The sequence below is a fragment of the Microbispora sp. NPDC049633 genome, from assembly GCF_040675265.1.
Taxonomy (GTDB): Bacteria; Actinomycetota; Actinomycetes; order Streptosporangiales; family Streptosporangiaceae; genus Microbispora; species Microbispora maris.
Genome location: NZ_JBFAOO010000160.1, coordinates 1 through 17,362 on the forward strand (window position 1 = coordinate 1; position 17,362 = coordinate 17,362).

17 protein-coding genes, 2 tRNA genes and 1 pseudogene are annotated in these 17,362 nt (G+C 71.1%); 5 read left to right on the plus strand and 15 right to left on the minus strand.

Features of this window, described 5'->3' with window-relative positions; genetic code table 11:
- Positions 1 to 131: 131 nt before the first annotated feature.
- Positions 132 to 1,175 carry an iron-siderophore ABC transporter substrate-binding protein gene (locus tag AB0J39_RS29965; protein WP_363470742.1) on the minus strand — a complete coding sequence of 348 codons (1,044 nt, stop codon included), beginning with the start codon at positions 1,173 to 1,175 and terminating at the stop codon, positions 132 to 134.
- Between the two features lie 185 nt (positions 1,176 to 1,360).
- On the opposite strand from AB0J39_RS29965, the gene AB0J39_RS29970 reads away from it, so the two are divergent.
- Both AB0J39_RS29970 and rho read left to right on the plus strand, forming a co-directional pair.
- Complete coding sequence (locus AB0J39_RS29970) at positions 1,361 to 1,939, plus strand: hypothetical protein (RefSeq protein WP_363470744.1); 579 nt, start codon at positions 1,361 to 1,363, stop codon at positions 1,937 to 1,939.
- Positions 1,940 to 2,178: 239 nt separating this feature from the next.
- The gene (gene rho, locus AB0J39_RS29975) at positions 2,179 to 3,321 is read left to right on the plus strand and encodes a transcription termination factor Rho (protein ID WP_363470747.1); all 1,143 of its coding nucleotides are present in this window, start codon (positions 2,179 to 2,181) and stop codon (positions 3,319 to 3,321) included.
- Here rho and AB0J39_RS29980 read toward each other — a convergent pair.
- The 3 genes from AB0J39_RS29980 to deoC all read right to left on the minus strand — a co-directional run bounded on the left by AB0J39_RS29980 (position 3,318) and on the right by deoC (position 6,805).
- Positions 3,318 to 4,184 carry an aldehyde dehydrogenase family protein gene (locus AB0J39_RS29980; RefSeq protein ID WP_363470750.1) on the minus strand — a complete coding sequence of 289 codons (867 nt, stop codon included), beginning with the start codon at positions 4,182 to 4,184 and terminating at the stop codon, positions 3,318 to 3,320. The two genes, rho and AB0J39_RS29980, sit on opposite strands and share 4 nt — an antisense overlap.
- A 212-nt stretch (positions 4,185 to 4,396) precedes the next feature.
- Positions 4,397 to 5,824: an aldehyde dehydrogenase family protein gene (locus tag AB0J39_RS29985; protein ID WP_363470752.1), complete on the minus strand. Its 1,428-nt coding sequence runs from the start codon at positions 5,822 to 5,824 to the stop codon at positions 4,397 to 4,399.
- A 15-nt stretch (positions 5,825 to 5,839) separates the two neighbouring features.
- Positions 5,840 to 6,805, minus strand: a complete 966-nt coding sequence (deoC, locus tag AB0J39_RS29990; protein ID WP_363470755.1) for a deoxyribose-phosphate aldolase — start codon at positions 6,803 to 6,805, stop codon at positions 5,840 to 5,842.
- 206 nt (positions 6,806 to 7,011) lie between these two features.
- Here deoC and AB0J39_RS29995 point away from each other — a divergent pair, with 206 nt between their 5' ends.
- Together AB0J39_RS29995 and AB0J39_RS30000 are read left to right on the plus strand one after the other, a co-directional pair.
- Positions 7,012 to 7,179, plus strand: coding sequence for a hypothetical protein (locus tag AB0J39_RS29995; RefSeq protein ID WP_363470758.1), 168 nt, complete (start codon positions 7,012 to 7,014; stop codon positions 7,177 to 7,179).
- 142 nt (positions 7,180 to 7,321) lie between these two features.
- Entirely contained in the window at positions 7,322 to 10,201 is a 2,880-nt protein-coding gene (locus AB0J39_RS30000) for an AAA family ATPase (RefSeq protein WP_363470761.1), read from the plus strand.
- 11 nt (positions 10,202 to 10,212) lie between these two features.
- Here the strand turns inward: AB0J39_RS30000 and AB0J39_RS30005 are convergent, their stop codons facing one another.
- The 10 genes from AB0J39_RS30005 to AB0J39_RS30050 all read right to left on the minus strand — a co-directional run bounded on the left by AB0J39_RS30005 (position 10,213) and on the right by AB0J39_RS30050 (position 14,914).
- Complete coding sequence (locus AB0J39_RS30005; RefSeq protein WP_363470764.1) at positions 10,213 to 10,782, minus strand: TMEM165/GDT1 family protein; 570 nt, start codon at positions 10,780 to 10,782, stop codon at positions 10,213 to 10,215.
- A 220-nt stretch (positions 10,783 to 11,002) separates the two neighbouring features.
- Positions 11,003 to 12,052: a UDP-N-acetylmuramate dehydrogenase gene (locus AB0J39_RS30010; protein ID WP_363470767.1), complete on the minus strand. Its 1,050-nt coding sequence runs from the start codon at positions 12,050 to 12,052 to the stop codon at positions 11,003 to 11,005.
- Positions 12,053 to 12,091: 39 nt separating this feature from the next.
- The gene (locus tag AB0J39_RS30015; RefSeq protein WP_363470770.1) at positions 12,092 to 12,436 is read right to left on the minus strand and encodes a hypothetical protein; all 345 of its coding nucleotides are present in this window, start codon (positions 12,434 to 12,436) and stop codon (positions 12,092 to 12,094) included.
- Between the two features lie 41 nt (positions 12,437 to 12,477).
- Positions 12,478 to 12,906, minus strand: coding sequence for a MaoC family dehydratase (locus AB0J39_RS30020; protein WP_363470773.1), 429 nt, complete (start codon positions 12,904 to 12,906; stop codon positions 12,478 to 12,480).
- A 1-nt stretch (position 12,907) separates the two neighbouring features.
- A complete protein-coding gene (locus AB0J39_RS30025; protein ID WP_182907225.1) occupies positions 12,908 to 13,357 on the minus strand; it encodes a MaoC family dehydratase N-terminal domain-containing protein in 450 nt (149 codons plus the stop codon).
- 179 nt (positions 13,358 to 13,536) lie between these two features.
- On the minus strand, positions 13,537 to 13,701 hold the full coding sequence (gene rpmG, locus AB0J39_RS30030) for a 50S ribosomal protein L33 (RefSeq protein WP_036325591.1): 165 nt from the start codon (positions 13,699 to 13,701) through the stop codon (positions 13,537 to 13,539).
- Positions 13,702 to 13,780: 79 nt separating this feature from the next.
- A tRNA-Met gene (locus tag AB0J39_RS30035) sits at positions 13,781 to 13,854 on the minus strand.
- A 177-nt stretch (positions 13,855 to 14,031) separates the two neighbouring features.
- Positions 14,032 to 14,104, minus strand: a tRNA-Thr gene (locus AB0J39_RS30040).
- Positions 14,105 to 14,209: 105 nt separating this feature from the next.
- Complete coding sequence (locus AB0J39_RS30045; protein ID WP_363470776.1) at positions 14,210 to 14,653, minus strand: hypothetical protein; 444 nt, start codon at positions 14,651 to 14,653, stop codon at positions 14,210 to 14,212.
- Between the two features lie 42 nt (positions 14,654 to 14,695).
- Positions 14,696 to 14,914, minus strand: a complete 219-nt coding sequence (locus AB0J39_RS30050; RefSeq protein WP_363470779.1) for a transposase — start codon at positions 14,912 to 14,914, stop codon at positions 14,696 to 14,698.
- Between the two features lie 144 nt (positions 14,915 to 15,058).
- Here AB0J39_RS30050 and AB0J39_RS30055 point away from each other — a divergent pair, with 144 nt between their 5' ends.
- Positions 15,059 to 15,679, plus strand: a complete 621-nt coding sequence (locus AB0J39_RS30055) for a hemerythrin domain-containing protein (RefSeq protein ID WP_363470781.1) — start codon at positions 15,059 to 15,061, stop codon at positions 15,677 to 15,679.
- Here the strand turns inward: AB0J39_RS30055 and AB0J39_RS30060 are convergent.
- Positions 15,660 to 17,362, minus strand: a pseudogene (locus tag AB0J39_RS30060) (ATPase); the annotation flags it as partial. The gene AB0J39_RS30055 and the pseudogene AB0J39_RS30060 overlap by 20 nt on opposite strands.

Genomic DNA, 17,362 nt, shown 5'->3' on the forward strand with positions numbered 1-17,362 from the left:
GCTGAGCAGTACGGCGAGGACCAGCAGACCGGCGAGGAGCAGCAGGAGCGCGGCCCCGGCCGTCCGGCCGACGCGCCGTCGGGTGGCACGCGACATTCGTTCGCTTTCTCGGAGTACGGGACCACGTCCGCCTATCGGGCGAGGTACCTGTCCAGATCCGCGACGACCTCCATGGCGGCGGTGACGCCGAGGCCGAGGTACCAGGTCTCGTCCGGGACCTCGTAGGCGTGGCCGGCCTTGACCGCCTTGAGGTTCTTCCACAGCGGGTTGCCCTGGACCGCCGACTTGTCGGTGGCCTTCGGATCGCCGTAGACACCGGTGAAGATGACGTCCGCGTCCGCCTGGTCGATGTTCTCCGCGCTGACCTCGGCGGCGAGGTCGGGGATGTTCTGGTTGTCCGGGCGCGGGATGCCGGCGTCGTCGAGGATGGTGCCGATGAAGGAGGCCTTGGCGTAGAGGCGGATCAGGCCGTCGGGCAGGAAACGCACCATCGAGACGACGGGCTTGTCGTCGCCGAGCTTCGCGCCGAGGTCCTTCACCGCGCGGTCGTAGTCGGCGAGTTTCGCCCTGGCCTCCTCCGTCTTGTCGAAGGCGGCCGCGTTCAGCAGGTAGTTCTCCTTCCAGGTGAAGCCGGGGCGGATGGAGAAGACGGTCGGGGCGATCTTCGACAGCTCGTCGTACTGGTCGGCGGCGCGCAACTGGCTGCCGAGGATCAGGTCCGGGCGCAGCCCGGCGATCGCCTCCAGATTGAGGTTGTTGATGGTGCCGACGTTCTTGGGGATGCCGGCGTCCTGCTTCAGGTAGGACGGCAGTTCGGGTGAACCCTCGCTGGGCGCGAAGCCGACCGGCTTGACGCCCAGGGACACGACGTTGTCGAGCTCTCCGACGTCCAGGACGACGACCCGCGTGGGCGGGGCCTTGATCTCGGTCGTGCCCATGGCGTGGGTGAGGGTGCGCGGCCACTCGCCCGGCTTCGCGTCGGTGCCCATCGCAGCGGTCTTGGCGGCGGCGGTGCCGAAGTCCGCGCCGCCCTTGGCCACGGCCTTCTTGGCGGCCTCGCCGACGGGCTTGCCCGCGTCCGCGCTCGTGCCGGAAGAGGTGCCACAGGCGGCCAGGGAGAGCGCGACCGCGACGGCGCCGATACCGAGACCGATACCGCGGTGCCGGAGAAACATACAGGGGCCCCCTGCTCGACAGTAAAGATTAGGTAAGGCTTACCTTATAGGCATTATCCCTGTTTTCATCAAGTCCGAAAGCTGTGGTCATGGTCACCAGCGGGTCGATTGAGGGGTGTCCGGCTGGTGATCTTCTCCCGGAAGAGGGCATATAGGGAGGCAACAGACCGTCTTTGGAGACTCATATGGATATAGCGACCTTGCAGGCGCAGAGCCGCCTGTACCTGCGCCAGAAGATCACCATGATGGTGAACAGGTACGTCGTCCATGTGGCTCTCCCCGACGGTTCGGAGGGCGAGGCCGTGGCGTTCGCCGAGCAGAAGCGGATGGCCCTCAAGGAGCAGGTGACTCTCTACACCGACGAGTCCCGGCAGGCGACGCTGGCCGGTTTCAAGGCGCGCAAGGTCCTCGACCTCGCCGGCGAGTACGACGTCGTCGACCACGGCGGGGCGTCGATCGGCATGTTCCGCAAGGACTTCGGCCGGTCGCTGCTCCGCTCGACCTGGCATGTCCAGCAGCCGGGGCTGCCGACGCTGACCGGCCAGGAGCGGAACCTGGCGGTCGCCCTGCTTCGCCGGTTCTCCGACTCTCTGGAGTGGCTGCCGTACCACTTCGACTTCAGCATCGGCGCCTCGATCGCGTTCTCCGTCGACCGCAGGTGGGGGCTGCGCGACCGGTACGCCATCGAGATCCGCGATCCGCGCATCGACCGCCGCCTGGTCATCGCCATGGCCGTGGCGCTCGACGCCCTCCAGTCCCGATAGATCTCGAGGAATCGCCGCGACAGGTGAGACTGTTATAGTCGAAGGAACAGTCGAGGAACAGCCGTATGGTTCTGGCTCCATCTCGAGCCCATACGCGCGCTGCATGCCCGGTCAACTTCCTGGTCAACCGTCATCGTCCATGTGAACGAGACGCCGCGCCGGGAGCCCCACGCTTCGCTCCAGCCGGATGAACGCGCTACGCGCGAACTCCCCCAGACATTTCTCAGCCTAGGAGTCCCATGACAACCACCACTCTCAGCGTTCCCAAGCCGCGCAGCGTCTCCCGCGCCGCGTCGGCCCGTACGAAGAACACCCGGACCACCGAGGTCACCGGCCTGCTCGACCGGGCCGGCCGGAACACGGTCATCCGCACCAACGGCTACCTGCCCGGCCCGAAGGACGTGACCGTCCCGGCCGCCCTCGCTGACGCGCTCGACCTGCGCCGCGGCGACCACGTCCGCGGCATCGCCCAGAACGGCACGCTCACCTCCGTCACGACCGTCAACGGCGGGCCGGCGGGCGCGGCGCGGGCGGACTTCGCCGACCTCGTGCCGATCCACCCCGACGAGCGGCTGCGCCTGGAGACGACGCGGAACGCCCTGGCCACCCGCGTCATCGACCTGTTCGCCCCGATCGGCAAGGGCCAGCGCGGCCTCATCGTCGCCCCGCCGAAAGCCGGCAAGACCACGCTGCTCAAGGCCGTCGCGAACGCGATCGCGACCAACCACCCCGAATGCCACCTCATGGTCGTCCTGGTGGACGAGCGGCCCGAGGAGGTGACCGACATGCGCGAGTCGGTCCGGGCCGAGGTGATCGCCTCGACCTTCGACCGGGCGCCGCAGGACCACATCATCGCGGCCGAACTGGCCGTCGAGCGGGCCAAGCGAATGGTGGAGACGGGCCGTGACGTGGTCGTGCTCATGGACTCGATCACCCGCCTCGGCCGGGCGTACAACATGGCCGCGCCGAGCGGCGGGCGCGTGCTCACGGGCGGCATCGACGCCCGGGCCCTGCACCTGCCCAAGAAGGTGCTCGGCGCCGCCCGCAACATCTCCGGCGGCGGCTCGCTCACGATCCTCGCCACCGCGCTGGTCGAGACGGGCTCGAAGATGGACGACATCGTCTTCGAGGAGTTCAAGAGCACCGGCAACATGGAGCTGAAGCTGAGCCGGAGCCTGGCCGACCGCCGTGTCTTCCCCGCCGTCGACGTCGTCGCCTCCGGCACCCGCCGCGAGGAACTGCTGCTCCACCCCGCCGAACTGCCGCCGGTGTGGCGGCTGCGCCGGGCGCTGCAGGACCAGGAGGCGTTCGACCGCTTCCTCACCACGCTGAAGAACACGGGCACGAACGCCGAACTCCTCCTGGCCCTGGCGAAGGGCTAGATCCCGATCGGATGCCAGACGGTCTTGGTCTCCAGGAACGCCGTCATCCGCTCGATGCCGGGGTCCGCGAGCCAGTCGACGGGACCGGCCGGCGGCCGGAGCACCCGCTTGAGGTTCTCCGCGGCCAGTTCCTCACACGTGACGGCCAACTCGGCGTCGGCGCCCGTCAGGTCGATGCCGTTGACGTCCATGTGGCCCGCCAGCCAGGGGGCGATCTCGGCGGCCGAGCCGGTGAGGATGTTCACCACCCCGCCCGGCAGGTCGGAGGTCGCCAGCACCTCGGCCAGCGTGATCGCCGGCAGCGGCGCCCGCTCGGAGGCGATCACCACGCAGGTGTTGCCCGTCACGATCACCGGGGCGAGCACGCTGACCAGCCCGAGCAGTGGTCCCCCCTGCGGGGCGACCACGGCCACCACGCCGGTCGGCTCCGAGCTCGACAGGTTGAAGTACGGCCCGGCCACCGGGTTCGCCGACCCGAGCACCGCCCCGATCTTGTCGGACCAGCCCGCGTACCAGACCAGCCGGTCGACCGCCGCGTCCACCATCCCGCCGGCCTGCTTGGCCCCCACGCCGCCGACGGCGGTGATCTCCGCGACGAACTGCGCGCGGCGGCCCTCCAGCATCTCGGCGATCCGGTACAGGATCTGGCCCCTGTTGTACGCCGTGGCGCCCGACCAGCCGGGGAACGCCTTCCGCGCGGCGCCGACCGCGTCCCTGGCGTCCTTGCGCGAGGCCCTGGCCGCGTTGGCGAGGAAGTCGCCCTTGGAGGAGGTCACCTCATACGACCTTCCGCTCTCCGAACGCGGGAACGCGCCCCCGATGAACAGCTTGTACGTCTTGCGCACGGCCAGCCGCTCACTCATCGAAACTTCCAATCTCCAGTGGACGGGCCGGCTGGTAGGTCTGACCGCACCGGCACACGCCGCCGCGGTGCGCGAACCAGCCGTGCCGTACGGCGAAGCGGCCGGAGCGGCGGCCCCGGGAGAAGCCCTCACCCGCCCCCGCGCGGACACGGCGGACGAGACGGCGGCGACGCCCGGAGTCGCACCTGCAGGCCGGGCGGCCGGCTGGATGATCACACCGCAAGGTAGGCCTCCAGACCGTGCCGCCCGCCCTCGCGGCCGTAGCCCGACTCCTTGTAGCCGCCGAACGGCGAGGTGGGGTCGAACCGGTTGAACGTGTTGGACCAGACGACGCCGGCCCGCAGCCGGGACGCCATCCACAGCATGCGCGAGCCCTTCTCGGTCCACACGCCCGCCGACAGCCCGTACGGCGTGTTGTTGGCCTTCTCCACCGCCTCGGCGGGGGTGCGGAAGGTCAGCACCGACAGCACCGGCCCGAAGATCTCCTCCCGGGCGATGCGGTGCGACTGGGCCACGCCGGTGAAGAGGGTGGGCGGGAACCAGTAGCCGCGGTCGGGGATCGAGCAGGCGGGCGACCACCGCTCGGCGCCCTCGGCCTCCCCTGCCTCCGACAGCTCGCGGATCTTGGCGAGCTGCTCGGCCGAGTTGATCGCGCCGATGTCGGTGTTCTTGTCCAGCGGGTCGCCGAGCCGCAGCGTGCCGAGGCGCCGCTTGAGCGCCTCCAGCAGGTCGGCCGCGACCGACTCCTGCACCAGCAGCCGGGATCCGGCGCAGCAGACGTGGCCCTGGTTGAAGAAGATCCCGTTGACGATGCCCTCGACGGCCTGGTCGAGCGGCGCGTCCTCGAACACGATGTTGGCGGCCTTGCCGCCCAGCTCCAGCGTGAGCTTCTTGCGGGTGCCCGCCAGGCTCCTGGCGATGAGGCGGCCGACCTCGGTCGAGCCGGTGAAGGCGACCTTGTCCACGCCGGGGTGGTTGACGAGCGCGGCGCCCGTCCCGCCCGCGCCGGTGACGATGTTGACGACCCCCGGCGGCAGGTCGGCCTGACGGCAGATCTCGGCGAACGCCAGCGCGGTCAGCGGCGTGGTCTCGGCCGGCTTGAGCACGACCGTGTTGCCGCAGGCGAGCGCGGGAGCGATCTTCCAGGCCAGCATGAGCAGCGGGAAGTTCCACGGGATGACCTGCCCGGCCACGCCCAGCGGACGGGGATCGGGGCCGAACCCGGCGTACGACAGCTTGTCGGCCCAGCCCGCGTAGTAGAAGAAGTGGGCCGCGACCAGCGGAAGGTCCACGTCGCGGGACTCCCGGATCGGCTTGCCGTTGTCGAGCGTCTCCAGGACGGCCAGCTCACGCGCGCGCTCCTGGATGATCCGGGCGATCCGGAACAGGTACTTGGCCCGCTCCGCGCCCGGCATGGCCGACCACACGGGGAACGCCTTGGCGGCGGCCTGGACCGCGCGGTCGACGTCGGCCTCCCCCGCCCACGCGACCTCCGCCAGCACCTCCTCGGTCGCCGGGTTGACGGTCTTGTGGCGCTCCTCGCCCTGCGGCTCGACCCACTCGCCGTTGATGAACAGGCCGTACGACGGCCGGATGTCGACGATGTCCCGCGACTCGGGCGCGGGTGCGTATTCGAACATGCCTCAGTCCAGCCCTCAGTCCAGCGTGAAGTAGTCGGGACCGGCGTACCGGCCGGTGGCCATCTTCTGTCGCTGCATGAGCAGGTCGTTCAGCAGCGAGGAGGCGCCGAGGCGGAACCAGTCGGGGTCCAGCCAGTCCGGCCCGGCGGTCTCGTTGACCAGCACCAGATACTTGATCGCGTCCTTGGTGGTGCGGATGCCGCCGGCGGGCTTCACGCCCACCTTTCGGCCGGTCGCGGCGAGGAAGTCGCGCACGGCCTCCAGCATGACGAGCGTCACCGGGAGGGTCGCGGCCGGCGACACCTTGCCGGTCGAGGTCTTGATGAAGTCCGCTCCGGCGATCATCGCGAGCCAGGAGGCCCGCCGCACGTTGTCGTACGTCGCGAGCTCGCCGGTCTCCAGGATCACCTTCAGATGAGCACCCTGCCCTCCCCGCGCGCCTCCGGCACGACCGCACGCTTCCTTGGTGGCGACGATCTCCTCGTAGACCTTGAGGTAGTCGCCGGCGAGGAACGCGCCGCGGTCGATGACCATGTCGATCTCGGCGGCTCCGGCGGCCACGGCGAGGCGGGTCTCGGCGACCTTCACCTCCAGCGAGGACCGGCCGCTGGGGAAGGACGTGGCGACGGACGCCACCTTCACCCCCGACCCGGCCAGCGCCTCGACGGCGGTCGCGACCAGGTCGGGGTACACGCAGACCGCGGCGACGGGCGGCACGGAGGAGTCGGCGGGGTCGGGCCGCATCGCCTTCGCGCACATGGCCCTGACCTTGCCGCGGGTGTCCGCGCCTTCGAGGGTGGTGAGGTCGACCATCCCGATGGCCATGTCGATGGCCTGCTTCTTGGCGGTCGTCTTGATGGATCGCGTGCCCAGCATCGCGGCCCGGGCGTCGGCGCCGACCCGGTCGACCCCGGGAAGTCCGTGCAGGAACGCCCGCAACGTCGAGGGTGAGGAGGCGACCTCCGCGAGCGGAGTAGTCATAGTTGGCACGGAACCAGCATCCCCGACCAGCCGGATTGATTCCAAACCCGCAGACCCCCGGCGCTCCTAAGGCATCGCCTTAGGAGCCTTAGAAGTCCTACGCCGCCGGCCCATGCCAGAGATAGGGCATCCGCCCGATGTGCCGCACCACGCCTTAGACCGAACCTTGAGGAGTACGGAAAGAGACCCGAACAAGGAGACACGAGATGGGTCCGGAACTGCAGTATCAGGTAATCCTCAACCGGGCGGCCGAGCTCCAGGAGGAGGCCGCCGGCCACCGGCGCGCCCGCGAGGCGCAGGCGGCGCTGAAGGGCCGGCAGCGCTCCGGCCAGCGCCGGCTGCGTGCGGCCTTCGGCAAGCTCCGCACCTCATGAGACGCGTACGAAGGCCCGGCCGGACCCTCCCTCCCGGCCGGGCCTTTGCGCCCCCTTGAGCCGTCGTGAGCCCCGCCAGTCAGTCAGATCTGACCGTAAAACCAGGCGAACCGACGTAAAGGGTCATGACATGCTTGACGACATGACACGCCGGGCGGTGAGCCCCGTTTTCGTCGGGCGGGGCGCGGAGTTGGAGACCCTGGGCGAGGCCTACGACCAGGCCCGCAAGCAGGCCACCGCGGCGGTTCTCATCGGCGGCGAGGCGGGCGTGGGGAAGACCCGCCTCGCCGTCCGGTTCGCCGAGCAGGCCGCGCAGGACGGCGCCCACGTGCTCGTCGGGGGCTGCGTGGAACTGTCCGCCGAGGGCCTGGCGTACGCGCCGTTCACCGCCGCGCTGCGGCAGCTCGTCCGGGAGTGCGGGGCGGCCGAGGTCGCCGCCCTGCTGCCCGACGGCGCCGCCCGCGACCTGGCGAGGCTGCTGCCCGAGTTCGGCGAGCCGAGCGGCGACGGGGAGACCGAGTCGGCCCGCGCCCGGCTGTTCGAGCTGATCCTCGCCCTGCTGGAACGCCTCGCCGAGCGGCGGCCGGTGGTGCTCGTCATCGAGGACGTCCACTGGGCCGACCGCTCCAGCCGCGACCTCATCGCCTTCCTCAGCCGCAACCTCAGGTCGGCTCCCGTCCTGATGGTCATGACGTACCGCTCGGACGAGTTGCACCGCACCCATCCCCTGCGGCCGGTGCTGGCCGAGCTGGGGCGGGTCGACGGCGTGGTCCGGGTGGAACTGCCCCGCTTCACCCAGGACGAGGTCGCCGAGCAGATGGCCGGCATCCTCGGGGTGACCCCGGAGTTCGCCAAGGTGGACCGGGTCTTCGAGCGCAGCGGCGGCATCCCGCTGTTCGTGGAGGCGCTGCTCGACTGCGGCGACGAGTGCTCGTTCCCCGACTCGCTGCACGATCTGATCATCGGCTCGGTCGAGCGGCTGCCCGAGGAGACCCAGCGGGTGCTGCGGGTCGCCGCCGCCGGGGGCGTGCGCGTCGGGCACGACCTGCTCGCGGCGGTCAGCGGGCTGTCGGACGTGGATCTGGAGAACGCGCTGCGGCCGGCCATCGCCGCCAACGTGCTGCAGGTGGCCGACGGCGGGGCGTACGCGTTCCGGCACGCCCTGATCCGCGAGGCGGTTCACGACGAGCTGCTGCCCGGCGAGCACGCGCGGATGCACGCGCGGTACGCCGAGGAGATCGACCGCGACCGCACCCTCGTGCCGCCCGGCCGCGCGGCCATCGAGATCGCCCACCACTGGTACTCCGCCCGCGACGACCTGTGGGCGCTGATCTCGGCCTGGGAGGCGGCGGAGAAGGCGGCCAAGTCCTTCGCCTACACCGAGCAGATCCAGCTGCTCGACCGCGTGCTGACCCTGTGGGACAAGGTCCCCGACGCCGCCGAGCGCATCGGGCACGACCACTGCACCGTGCTCGAGCGGGCCTCCGAGGCGGCGTACGTCGGCGGCGACATGGAGCAGGGCACCAAGTACGTGCGCGGCGCCCTGGCGGAGCTGGACGAGCGGACCGCCCCGGCACGGGTGGCCGAGCTGCTCGTCCGCCTGGCGAACATCAAGATCCAGAAGGGCAAGACCAGCGGACTGGAGGAGCTGCGGCGCGCCGAACGCCTGGTTCCGCAGCCCGGCGACATCCGCACGCTCGTGCTGACCCGGCTGGGCACGGTGCTGATCAACTCCGACGAGATCGCCGAGGGCACCGCGCTCACCGAGGAGGCCCTGCGCACCGCCCGCGAGAAGGGCGACGAGGTCCAGGAGGCCGACCTTCTGATGAACCTCGCGCTCGGACACTCGATCAACGGCGACCTGGAGACGGCGTTCGCGATGAACGAGCGCGCCCTGGCGATCGGCACCCGGCTCGACTCACCCCGCATCACCCTGCGCGCCCTGGCGAACAACGTCGACGCCCTCGACAACCTCGGCCGCTCGGAGGAGGCGGCGCGGCTCGCGCTCGAAGGCGAGAAGCTCGCCCGGCGGTTCGGCAGGTTCCGCCACCAGGGCACGTTCATCGCCAACAACCGCGCGGAGGCGCTGGAGTCCCTCGGCCGGTGGGACGAGGCCATCGAGATCATCGAACGGTCGATGACGATGGGGCCGACCCTGCGCAACCGGTGGCACATGCTGCGGGTCCGGGCGGACATCGCGATCGCGCGCGGTGAGGAGGACCTGGCGCAGGACATCCTCGCCGAGGTCGGGGCGTTCTCCCCGCACCAGGACGGGCAGACGCAGGAGTGGACGAACAACACCCGCCTGGTCGTCGCGTGGCACCTGCTGCGCGGCGAGCCGCTGCAGGCCCTGGCCGTCCTGGAGACGGCGCTGGACGACCCGCCGCGGTCGGGCAAGGCGATGCTCGCCGGCCGGCTGCTGGCGTCGGTCCGCTACGTCTGCGACGCGGCGGCGCCGGTCGCCCCCGAGCAGGTCGAGCGCGTACGCGCCCTGGGCGACCGTCTCGCCGAGAACCTGGGGCACGGCCCGGTGGACGAGGCGTTCGGGCTGGTATACGGGGGTGAGTTCGACGCCGCGGCCGAGGCGTGGCGGCGGCTGGGCCGTCCGTACGTGCGGGCCAAGGCGCTGCTGCACGGAGCGATGGCCGCGGCCGCGAGCGGCGACCGCGACGGGGCCTCGGCGCGCCTGCGTGAGGCGTCCCCGCTCGCGGTCGAGTTGCGTGCCACCCCGCTGGTCGCGCAGATCGAGACGCTGGCCCGCCGCGTCGGCGCCCCCCTCTCCCGTCCCGCACCGTCCGGTCCCACACCGCCGGAACCCGTACGGCAGGCCGACCTGACCCCCCGCGAGCTGGAGGTGCTGCGCCTGGTGGCGGCCGGGCGCAGCAACCGGGACATCGCGGCCGAGCTGTTCATCTCGGCCAAGACCGTCAGCGTGCACGTGTCGAACATCCTGCCCAAGCTGGGGGTGTCGACCCGGGGCGAGGCCGCCGCCGCGGCCCACCGCCTGTCTCTTCTCGATTAGGCGGTCCTCGCTCAGGCGAACAGGGGCTCGATCAGCAGCAGCACGCCGAAGACGGCGAACGCGGCGGCCGCGCCATACTTGATCCACTTCTCGGGCAGCCGGGTGCCGAGGAACCGGCCGACCAGGATGGCCAGCGCGTCGGCGGCGACCATGCCCACGGTGGAGCCGACCCACGTGCCGAACCAGCCGTGCTGGGTGGCCAGCGTGATCGTGGCGAGCATGGTCTTGTCGCCCAGCTCGCTGAGGAAGAACGCCACGGCGACCGCGATGAACGCGTTGCGGGTCGTCTTGGCCGCCTTGCCCTTCTCCTCCTCGGTGAGTTCGTCGCCGCGCAGCGTCCAGGCGGCGAAGGCGAGGAACGCGATACCGGCGATGATCGAGATGGCGGTGGTGGGGAGGGCGTCGCCGACGAGCCGGCCGAGGCCGACGCTGAAGAGGTGGACGAGCGCGGTGGCGGCGGTGATGCCGGCCAGCACCGGCCACGTCTTGAACCGGGTCGCGAAGGTCAGGGCCATGAGCTGGCTCTTGTCACCCAGCTCGGCTACGAAGATGACGACGAGGGAGATCCAGAGGGCTTGCACGGGTCGCCTTTCGTCCCTTTCGAGGGGATTTGCGACCGGGCCGTCGTACGACACCCGGGGAGTTCGGGCACGACTTCGGCCCGGCAGCATGCGGTCATGACTGTCGGGCCGAAGGTCTCGTCCGCCACAAGGGCTCCACGACCGGGCGGACGAACCGCCAGTGTGTCGATCAGTGGATTTCGGACTACTCCCCTTCGGTGTTGCCCTAGTTTAACCCGAGCTAAAAACTCACTCCCACCAGCACGGGCTCGTTGACGAGCCACACTCCGAACTTCTCGTGCACGCCGTCGCGCACCTCGCGGGCCAGCGCCAGCAGTTCGTCCGCGCCGGCCTCGCCGGTCGGGTTGGTGAGGGCCAGCGTGTGCTTGGTCGAGATGCGGGCCCGCCCCTTCTCGTAGCCCTTGGGGAAGCCGGCGTTCTCGATCAGCCAGGCCGCCGGGACCTTGACCGTGCCGTCGGGCATGTCCCAGCGCGGGTGCCCGGGGGCCCGCAGCGCCAGGGCCGCCGCCTCGTCCGGACCCAGCACGGGGTTGGTGAAGAAGGACCCGGCGCTGCGCGTGTCCGGGTCGCCGGGGTCGAGGACCATGCCCTTGCCCCGCCGCAGCCCCAGCACCCCCTCGCGCGCGTCGGACAGCGGCACCCGCTCACCGAGCTCCACGCCGAGGCGGACGGCCAGCTCCCGGTACGCCACGGGACCCGACAGCGGCGAGCGCTCCAGGGCGTAGGTCACGGCCAGCACCACGTGCCGGCCGGGGTCGTGCTTGAACGCGCTGTGCCGGTAGGCGAAGCCGCACTCGGCCGCCGTGAGGTCCCGCACCTCGCCGGCGATCCGGTCGTACACGCGGACGCCGGTGACGGTCTGCGAGACGTCCTGGCCGTACGCGCCGACGTTCTGGATCGGGGTGGATCCCACCAGCCCGGGAACGCCGGACAGGCACTCGACCCCCGACCAGCCCTCGGCGACGCAGCGGGCGACCAGGGCGTCCCAGTCCTCCCCCGCCTGCACGGTCACCCGCACCCGGCCGTCATCGGAGGTCACCTCGACGCCCCGGGTGGCGACGCGCACCACGAGCCCGTCGAACCCGTCGTCGGACACCACGAGGTTGCTACCGCCGCCGAGCACCAGCACGGGCTCGCCCGCGCGGTCGGCCTCGGCCATGGTCGCGACCAGCTCGTCCTGCGTCTCCGCCTGCGTGAACGCCCGGGCCGGTCCGCCCGTCCGCAGCGTGGTGTACGGGGCGAGCGGCACCCCTGCCAACCGGTCAGCCATCGGTCTCCTCGCACGCGGAACGTCCGACGAACAGGATAGCTATCCGCGGTCCTCGCGCTCCGCCTCGGCTATCGACTCGTCGATCCTCGACGTGGCCGAGCTGCCGTCCCACAGGAGCTGGGAGGCGACCACCGACGGCTCGCCCGAGGGGGTCAGCGCGGTCTCGATCGTCCCGCCTGGCGCGACGTCCTGCTCGACCTCGTCGATCTCTTCGGGCCCGGCGGCCTCGGCGGCCTGCCTGGCGTTCTCCACTCGCGGCCGCGGCATCCCGCCGCCGTGGGCGTCGCCCGCCTTGCCGGGGTCCTGGGTCTGTGCGGCGACGCCTGCGACGTCACCGGTCCGGTCCGCTGCGTTGTCTCGATCTGGGTTGTCTCGATCGCTCACGATCCGACCGCTACCCAGCACCGCCGCGGCCAATCGGCCGGTCAGGCGAGCTGAACCACCGCACGGGCCTTGGACAGGACGCGGGAGTCGCCTGACTTCGCGGTCAGCGCGACGACGACCCGCTTGTCCTCGCGCTTCTCCTCGACGATCCCGCTGATCGTGATCGTCGCGCCGTTGTCGTCGTCCGGCACCACGACCATGGACGAGAAGCGGACGCCGTACTCCACCACCGCGCCGGGGTCCCCCGCCCAGTCCGTCACGAACCGGCCGCCCTGCGCCATCGTGTACATGCCGTGCGCGATGACGTCGGGCAGGCCGACCGCCTTCGCGTACCGCTCGTTCCAGTGGATGGGGTTGAAGTCGCCGGAGGCGCCGGCGTACCTCACCAGGTCCACCCGGCGGACCCGGTACTCGACGGCCGGGATCTGCTGGCCGGCCTCCACCTCGTCGTACTTGACCGTCGCCGCCATGTCAGGCCGCCCCTCCCCGCTCCACGATGACGTTGTAGGTCCGGCAGACCAGCTCACCGGAGGTGGTGGAGACGTCGCTGCGCAGGGTCAGGAACTCGTTGCGCCCGACGCTGCGGATCTCCGCGATAGTGGAGGCGCACACCAGCTCGTCGCCCGCGTGGATGGGCCGCTCGTACTCGAACCGCTGCTCGCCGTGCACCACCATCGAGAAGTCGAGCCCGAGCTCGGGGTCGGCGAGCGCGTCACCGGTCCCGAGAAGGCTGAACACGATGGGGAACGTGGGCGGCGCGACGACGTCCGGATGTCCGGCCGCCACGGCGGCCTGCCTGTCGTGGTAGATCGGGTTGGAGTCGCCGATCGCGGTGGCGAACTCGCTGATCTTCACGCGGCTGACCTCGTAGGGCGCGGACGACGCGTACGTCCGCCCGACGAAATCACGGTTCAAAGCCATCGGGCCGGGCTCCTTCTGCTGAGCGGGTAGGCCGTACCGTAACAGAACCCGGAATCAAAGTGCGGACACGACAAACCGGCGTCCCCACGGGGGAACGCCGGTGTCGGAAGTGCGATGGGGTTCCGAAGTGATGCCTGCGCGGGACCGCGCCGCGTGCCGGAACTGGCCGCGTACCGGAACTAACGGGTCTCGCGGTGCGCCCGGTGCGTCTTGCAGTTGGGGCAGTACTTCTTCAGCTCAAGCCGATCCGGGTCGTTGCGCCGGTTCTTCCGCGTGATGTAGTTGCGGTGCTTGCACTCCTGGCAGGCCAGCGTGATCTTCGGCCTAACGTCTGTGGCAGCCACGTGGGAGTGCCTTTCTGCGTTCGGGACTACTGGACAACCCACGCCGGGGCCGCCTTGTGCAGGTGGCCCGGGAGGGTAGTAGCGGAGGCCGGACTTGAACCGGCGACACAGCGATTATGAGCCGCTTGCTCTGCCTGACTGAGCTACTCCGCCTTGGCCGGAACTGGATCCGGCCACGCAAGGATACCCGACCTGTACGGCTATTCGCGCATCGGGATCAGCCATGATCGAGGTCGCTCTTCCCATGGGAATGAGGCATCCCCACCAAGCCGAAAGCCCCACCCGGCAGCATCAGTCAGAAACACTGCTTGGATAGGACTTCTCGACTAGAGCCCCCAAACGGAATCGAACCGTTGACCTTCTCCTTACCATGGAGACGCTCTGCCGACTGAGCTATAGGGGCGGGTCCGCCGGCCGCTCTCGCGTTGCGGACAGGTGTAACCATACACGGCCACGGCGGCCTACGCGAATTCGAATCACCCCGCGCCGCGGGCCGCTCAGGGCGCGCTCAGGGTGTCGGCAGGACCCCGGACAGGTCGGCCTCCGGCCGGTGCCGGACGGGCACGTCGGCCGTGACGGCGTAGCGGCTGAAGTAGCCCTTGCCCTTGACCGGGATCACGCTGCTCAACGTCACCGTGGCGTCGTACGGCGCGTCCGCGCACTCGGGCAGGCACCAGGTGCCGCTGAGCTTTCCCGCGCCGGTCGCCCGCGTCGGTCCCCAGGTCCGCCAGGTGACCGCGCTCATCGTGCTGAACTCCGAGAGCACGAGGTTCGCCGGCCGCTGGTCGGGCCTGCCCCGCTCGGAGTCGCGGAAGTTGAGCACGTACACCGGCGTCTCGGCCACGGGCTCCGTGGGCGCCGACCCGCAGCCGCCCAGTGTGGCGGCGAGTGCGGCGACGAGCGCGGCGGCGAGTGCGCTGACGGTGACGAGCAGACGGGCAGGCAGGCGCATCGATTCCCCCTCGGCACTGTGAGTGCCCAGGGCCCGCGCCTGTTACGCCTGTGACCTGGCTACCTGACGGGCGTCGCCGGCCCGGGCGGTCAGCGGGATCACCTCGCACAGGTCGGCGAGGTCGACATACCGGGCGACTTCCTCGACCGACAGGCAGTCGGCGACCACCTGGCCGTGGCGCCGCACCCGCAGCACCTGGCGGTCGCGGCGGTACGCGGGAACGATCTCGTAACCGTCCGGTCCCACCCATCGGCTGTCCATGACGGAACAAACTATCGGGTTTTCCCCATGCCTATCTCGCGTCCCACAAGAATCGGCCTTAAGTAGGGTCTTAACCGACCCCAAGTGCCCGGCCGCACAGTGAGCGTGACCACCGCCGTTCCCCCGCTCACGAAGGGCCCCCCGATGTCCGACACCCCCAACCTGCTGGGCTTCCGTATCACGCACCGGGCGATGCGGGCCGACTCCCGGCGCCTCGCCGACGTCACCGCCGAGATCGCCGCGGGCCGGCAGCCGTGCGGGCCGGAGCGCGCCGCCGCCATCCGCGAGTACGTCACCAAGCTGTGCCGCGGCATCCACCACCATCACAAGGCGGAGGACGACCGTCTGTGGCCCCTGCTCGTCCGGTCCGCGGGCGCCGAGGTGGACCTGAGCGAGCTGAGCGAGGACCACTCCGAGCTCGACCCGCTGCTGGAGGAGATCCAGTCCGTCGCGGGCGACCCGGCCGAGCTGGCCAAGCCGCTGCGCCGGCTGGCGGACCTGCTCGACGAGCACATCGAGGAGGAGGAGCGCACGATCTTCCCGATCATCATGCGGCACGTGTCCGCCAAGGACTGGGAGGAGCTGGAGCAGTACGTCCGCAAGGGCGGCGACGTGCGCTTCGAGCTGCCGCGGATCGAGCAGCACGCGCGGCCGGAGGAGATGGCGGAGCTGCGCGCGCTGGCCGGGCCCGTCCTGGTCGTCATGCTGGCGGTGCTGCGCCGCGCCCACCGGCGCCGCGAGCGCCTCATCTTCGGCGCCGCGTGAGCGCCGCGTCGTCAAGCCCGCGGCGGGCGGCCTCCTCCCAGTGCGGGGAGCCGACCTGCCGGGCGACCTCGGCGGCCCGCAGGTAGTGGGCCTCGGCGTCGCCGGGCCGCCCCAGGAACACCGCCAGGTCGCCGAGCGTGTGCGCCACCGGCCCCAGCGTGACCGAGCCCGAGTGCAGGCCGGCCAGCTCGCCGTCGTACGGCAGGAGCAGCCGATAGCACTCCCCTGCCACCTCCGGGTCGTCCAGCTCGATCGCGTTGTTCGCGCGGAGAGCCATGAACACGAGCCAGTAGTAGTCCCGGCGAGGGGCGCGTACGGGAGCCCAGGCCGCGCGGGCCTCCTCCGGGCGGCCGGCGCCGGTGAGCGCCCGCGCGTACAGCTCGCCGGCGTCCTGCGGCAGGCGTTCCCACAAGGCGGCGAGCTCCTCGACCGAGTCGTGGACCCGTCCCGCCGCCAGCTTGACCACGAAGCGGCCGACCACTCCCACCATCGCGCCGTTGGCGTCACCGGTGCTGGCCAGCTGCTCCCCGAGCTGCGAGTAGACGCTCTCGGCCCGCTCGAACTCCCCCCTGACCAGCAGGTGCAGGGCGTCGAGGAAGCCGAGGATGCCGAGGGCCAGGCCGAGCTGGCCGCTCGTCGACAGCTCCATCGCCTTGTCGGCGTGCCGGCGCGCCGTCGTCCAGTCGTTGCGGCCCAGCGCGACCATGAGCAGCGAGAAGTGGCCGAGCGTCTGATAGCCGAGGAGCCCTGCGGCGGCCGAGGCGGCCAGCAGATCGTGCCCGAGCCTCTCCAGTTCGTCCCGCTTGTCGGGGGTCAGGCAGACCCAGTAGCGGCCGTTGAGCGCCATGCACCGCAGCCGGGGGTCGCCGAGGGCGTCCGCGATCGCCAGCGCCTCCCCACTGGCCGCCTCGATGCGCTCCGCGTCGTGTCCTTCGAGCACGTGGCAGAGGGCGACGAGCATCCGGCAGCGCAGTTCCCCGGCCTCCGCGGGCAGCGACTCCTCGATCGCCCGGACGAAATCGGTGTCGAGCACGCGGTCCGGCTGGATGGTCCAGATGACCGGCGCGTCGAGCGAGGACACCGCCCGCGCCACCGCGTCCCGGCCGCCCATCCGGCGGGCCACCGCCAGCGCCCTCGTCCGGTTGCGCACCGCCGTGATCACGTCGCCCGCGTGCGCCTGCGCGGACACCAGACGGCACAGGAGGTCGAGGCGAACGTCCCGATGCGCGTCGTCGGTCCCCTCGCTCAGCAGGTCGAGCGCGCCCAGCGCGCCCTCCAGCAGCGCGGCCGCCTCCCTGTGGGCGTAGAGCGCGGCCGCCTGCCCGGCGGCCCGCGCCGCGTACTCGGCGGCCGTGAGGGCGGTCGCGGTCGTCGCGGCGGCGAGCGCGTGGTGCCCGAGCGCCCCCACGTCGCCGGGGCGCACCCGCTCCAGCGCCGTCAGGACCTTGCCGTGCATCCGCGCCCGGCGCAGCCGCGGGATGTCCTCGTACAACGTCTCGCGGACGAGCACGTGGGCGAACCGGACACGGCCGGGGCGCGGCTCCTCCAGCAGCCCGGACAGCACGCCCGCCTCCAGGCCGTCGAGCACCGTCTCCTCGTCCGCCCCCGGCAGGGCGACCAGCACGTCCGCGTCGGCCTCGCGGCCGAGGACGGCGGCGGTGCGCAGCGTGGTCTGCGCCGTCG

Coding starts and splice junctions, on each gene's coding strand:
- AB0J39_RS30045 (WP_363470776.1), bottom strand. CDS start 14,653: ATGCGCCTGCCTGCCCGTCTGCTCGTCACCGTCAGCGCACTCGCCGCC.
- AB0J39_RS29970 (WP_363470744.1), top strand. CDS start 1,361: ATGGATATAGCGACCTTGCAGGCGCAGAGCCGCCTGTACCTGCGCCAG.
- deoC (WP_363470755.1), bottom strand. CDS start 6,805: ATGACTACTCCGCTCGCGGAGGTCGCCTCCTCACCCTCGACGTTGCGG.
- AB0J39_RS30025 (WP_182907225.1), bottom strand. CDS start 13,357: ATGGCTTTGAACCGTGATTTCGTCGGGCGGACGTACGCGTCGTCCGCG.
- AB0J39_RS29980 (WP_363470750.1), bottom strand. CDS start 4,184: ATGAGTGAGCGGCTGGCCGTGCGCAAGACGTACAAGCTGTTCATCGGG.
- AB0J39_RS30010 (WP_363470767.1), bottom strand. CDS start 12,052: ATGGCTGACCGGTTGGCAGGGGTGCCGCTCGCCCCGTACACCACGCTG.
- rho (WP_363470747.1), top strand. CDS start 2,179: ATGACAACCACCACTCTCAGCGTTCCCAAGCCGCGCAGCGTCTCCCGC.
- AB0J39_RS29995 (WP_363470758.1), top strand. CDS start 7,012: ATGGGTCCGGAACTGCAGTATCAGGTAATCCTCAACCGGGCGGCCGAG.
- AB0J39_RS30050 (WP_363470779.1), bottom strand. CDS start 14,914: ATGGACAGCCGATGGGTGGGACCGGACGGTTACGAGATCGTTCCCGCG.
- AB0J39_RS30000 (WP_363470761.1), top strand. CDS start 7,322: ATGACACGCCGGGCGGTGAGCCCCGTTTTCGTCGGGCGGGGCGCGGAG.
- AB0J39_RS30020 (WP_363470773.1), bottom strand. CDS start 12,906: ATGGCGGCGACGGTCAAGTACGACGAGGTGGAGGCCGGCCAGCAGATC.
- AB0J39_RS29985 (WP_363470752.1), bottom strand. CDS start 5,824: ATGTTCGAATACGCACCCGCGCCCGAGTCGCGGGACATCGTCGACATC.
- AB0J39_RS30055 (WP_363470781.1), top strand. CDS start 15,059: ATGTCCGACACCCCCAACCTGCTGGGCTTCCGTATCACGCACCGGGCG.
- AB0J39_RS29965 (WP_363470742.1), bottom strand. CDS start 1,175: ATGTTTCTCCGGCACCGCGGTATCGGTCTCGGTATCGGCGCCGTCGCG.